Origin of the sequence: Streptomyces durbertensis, assembly GCF_014156695.1 — a bacterium.
Taxonomy (GTDB): Bacteria; Actinomycetota; Actinomycetes; order Streptomycetales; family Streptomycetaceae; genus Streptomyces; species Streptomyces durbertensis.
In genome coordinates this window covers 1-2,707 of sequence record NZ_WMLF01000587.1, presented here as the reverse complement: position 1 = coordinate 2,707, position 2,707 = coordinate 1, and the positions used below count along the sequence as shown (strand labels likewise).

Here is a 2,707-nt window from a genome sequence, read left to right as displayed (position 1 = left end):
GCCTCGATGGTGACCATCCGTCCCCGGGGCACCCGGCGAACCAGTTCGAGGATGCCGGCCTGGGGGACGGGGCTGGCGTTGCCGCCCGCCAGCGCGAGGGTGGGGGCGGTGATGGCGCCGAGCCGTTCCAGCCATTCCGGGTCGGGGGTGTCGATCTGTCGTCGTACGGCGGGCACCAGGTCCCAGTCGAAGGACAGCTCCCTGTCCGGACGGACCGCGGCCGACGGCTTCCGGGGCAGCGGGGCGGGGACGTCCTCCAGGACGAGCCGGTCCACCCGGTGGCCGGCCGCCTGGGCCACCAGGTAGGCCACGGCACCGCCCATCGAGTGCCCGACCAGGTCCACCCGGCCCAAGCCCAGCGCGTCCATGAAGCCCAGAACGTCGTCGCGCATCAGCATCAGCGAGTACGCGCCGGGCCAGTCGCTGCGCCCGTGCCCGCGAAGGTCGAGGGCGTGGACCCGGCGGCCCGTGGCCAGCGCGGGAGCCACCTCGTCCCAGTCCCCCGCGGTCTCGCCCATGGCGTGGAGCAGGACGAGCGGCGGGGCGTCCGGCGGGCCGGAGACCCGGTAGGCAAGGCGGACCCCGGAGACGTCGACCGAGCGGTGATCAACCATGGACGCAACCTAACCACCGCACCGTCACAGCCGCGGTTGGTTCCGCGTACGCGCTATGCGCGCGCCGGGCGTCGGGCTACGCGTCACGGACGATGCGGTCGGTGGCGTGGACCGGCTCGGCGTAGGGTCTCCGGCATGCGTCTGAGTACCGTGATCCTCCCCATCCACCGGTGGGCCGACGGACAGAAGATCTGGCGGCGGGCCGAAGACCTCGGGTTCCACGCCGCGTACACGTACGACCACCTGTCGTGGCGCAGCTTCCGTGACGGGCCGTGGTTCGGCGCGGTGCCGACGCTGACCGCCGCGGCGACGGCGACCAGCCGCATGCGCCTGGGCACCCTCGTCACCTCCCCGAACTTCCGGCATCCGGTGACGCTCGCCAAGGAGTTGATCTCCCTCGACGACATCTCGGGCGGGCGGGTCACCCTCGGCATCGGCGCCGGCGGCAGCGGCTTCGACGCGACGGCGCTCGGCCAGGAGGCGTGGACGCCTCGGGAGCGGGCGGACCGCTTCGCCGAGTTCGTGCCGCTGCTCGACCGCCTCCTCACCGAGGACGCGGTGTCGGACCGGGGCGCGTTCTACTCGGCGGACGAAGCGCGCAACATCCCGGGCTGCGTGCAGCGGCCCCGGCTGCCCTTCGCCGTCGCCGCGACGGGCCCGCGCGGTCTGAAGCTGGCCGCCCGGCACGGGCAGGCGTGGGTGACCACCGGCGATCCGAAGCTCTACGAGACCGGGACACCGGAGCAGTCGGTGGAGGCGATGCGCGGGCAGATCGAGAAGCTCGGCAAGGCGTGCGCGGAGATCGGCCGTGACGTCGCGGACGTCGAAAAGCTCCTCCTCCACGGCTTCACCCCGGACCGGAACGGCCCGCTGGAGTCGGTGGACGCCTTTGTCGATTTCGCCGGCCGCCACCGCGATCTCGGCTTCACCGAGATCGCGGTCCACTGGCCGATCCCGGACTCGAACTTCGCCGCCGACCAGACCGTGTTCGAGCGCATCGCCACAGAGGCCCCCGCTCAGCTGGGCTGAAGCCCACATTCAGGAAAGGTGGCGCGGGCGGAGGACTCCAGTGCCCGCGCCACGCCCCAACTCGCCCCGCCGTCGAGCTGCTTCCATCGCCGCAGCGGGCGCGCCTCCAGCCTGACGACAACCTCCTCGCGCGCGACGACCGTCTCAAGGCGAGCGGCCACACGCACACCCGCCGCTCCTCCGGCGATGAGGTAGACGTGCCCGCTTTCGTTTTCGAGGGTCTGCTCGATCCGCACCGTGCCGGTCGCGCGAGCGTGGCCGAGGATCCGGTGCGCGACAGCGGAGCCGGTCGAGTAGCCCACGCCGCGGAGACGGATCTCCCGCACGCAGGGGAACGTGAACATCCCGCTGTCGGGAACAGCTCCGTGACGTCTGGCAACGCGCAGGGCGAGCATCGTTTCCGAGGTCGAGACGACCAGCGTGACCGTCAGGTAGCCGAGAAGCAGGCCCGTCGCGGCGTCTGATGCGGCCTCCCGCCAGCCGAGTCCGTCGACGAGGACGACAGTGGCCATCGCGCCGCCGAGGACCGCTCCGACCGCGAGGCCCGGCACGGACACGCGACGCAGCACGGCAAGCCAGTACAGGAACATCAGCGGAACTCCGATCCGGGTCGAGAACTCACCAGCGCCCGCGGACGGGCGTCCGGCCCGAGGTCACCTCGGGGTGGCGAACTTCTGGGTCCAGCGGATGCCGCCGGGGGCGTCGTGGATGCCCACGCCGAGTTCCGTGAAGGAGCAGTTGAGGATGTTGGCGCGGTGGCCGGGGCTGTTCATCCAGGCGTTCATGACGTCGGCCGGGGTGCGCTGGCCCACGGCTATGTTCTCGCCGGTGCGGCTCCACTGGTAGCCGGTGGCGGTGATGCGGTCGCTGGGGCCGGCGCCGTCGGGGTTGGTGTGGTCGAAGTAGTCGCGGTTGGCCATGTCCGCGGAGTGGCGCTGCGCGGCGGTCTGCAGGAGGGAGTTGGAGCGGACGGCGGAGCAGCCGTTCTTGGCGCGCTCGGAGTTGACGAGCGCGAGGACCTGGGCCGCGGAGCCGCCGGGCTGGGCGGCCGGCGGCTGCGGGGC

At 72.3% G+C, this 2,707-nt stretch carries 4 protein-coding genes; 1 reads left to right on the top strand and 3 read right to left on the bottom strand.

Annotated elements, in window-relative coordinates; translation table 11 throughout:
• Positions 1 to 614, bottom strand: a 614-nt coding sequence (locus GL263_RS24760; protein ID WP_182857969.1) for an alpha/beta fold hydrolase, incomplete at its 3' end; no start/stop codon positions are given.
• 135 nt (positions 615 to 749) lie between these two features.
• On the opposite strand from GL263_RS24760, the gene GL263_RS24755 reads away from it, so the two are divergent.
• The gene (locus GL263_RS24755; RefSeq protein ID WP_182857968.1) at positions 750 to 1,643 is read left to right on the top strand and encodes an LLM class flavin-dependent oxidoreductase; all 894 of its coding nucleotides are present in this window, start codon (positions 750 to 752) and stop codon (positions 1,641 to 1,643) included.
• Here the strand turns inward: GL263_RS24755 and GL263_RS24750 are convergent.
• Positions 1,631 to 2,233, bottom strand: coding sequence for a hypothetical protein (locus tag GL263_RS24750; protein ID WP_182857967.1), 603 nt, complete (start codon positions 2,231 to 2,233; stop codon positions 1,631 to 1,633). The genes GL263_RS24755 and GL263_RS24750 overlap by 13 nt on opposite strands.
• A gap of 63 nt (positions 2,234 to 2,296) precedes the next feature.
• Positions 2,297 to 2,707 (bottom strand): CAP domain-containing protein (locus tag GL263_RS24745; protein ID WP_182857966.1); only part of this gene is annotated, 411 nt, incomplete at its 5' end.

Excerpts from the sequence above, each read along its gene's own strand:
- GL263_RS24750 (WP_182857967.1), bottom strand. The coding sequence starts at position 2,233 with ATGTTCCTGTACTGGCTTGCCGTGCTGCGTCGCGTGTCCGTGCCGGGC.
- GL263_RS24755 (WP_182857968.1), top strand. The coding sequence starts at position 750 with ATGCGTCTGAGTACCGTGATCCTCCCCATCCACCGGTGGGCCGACGGA.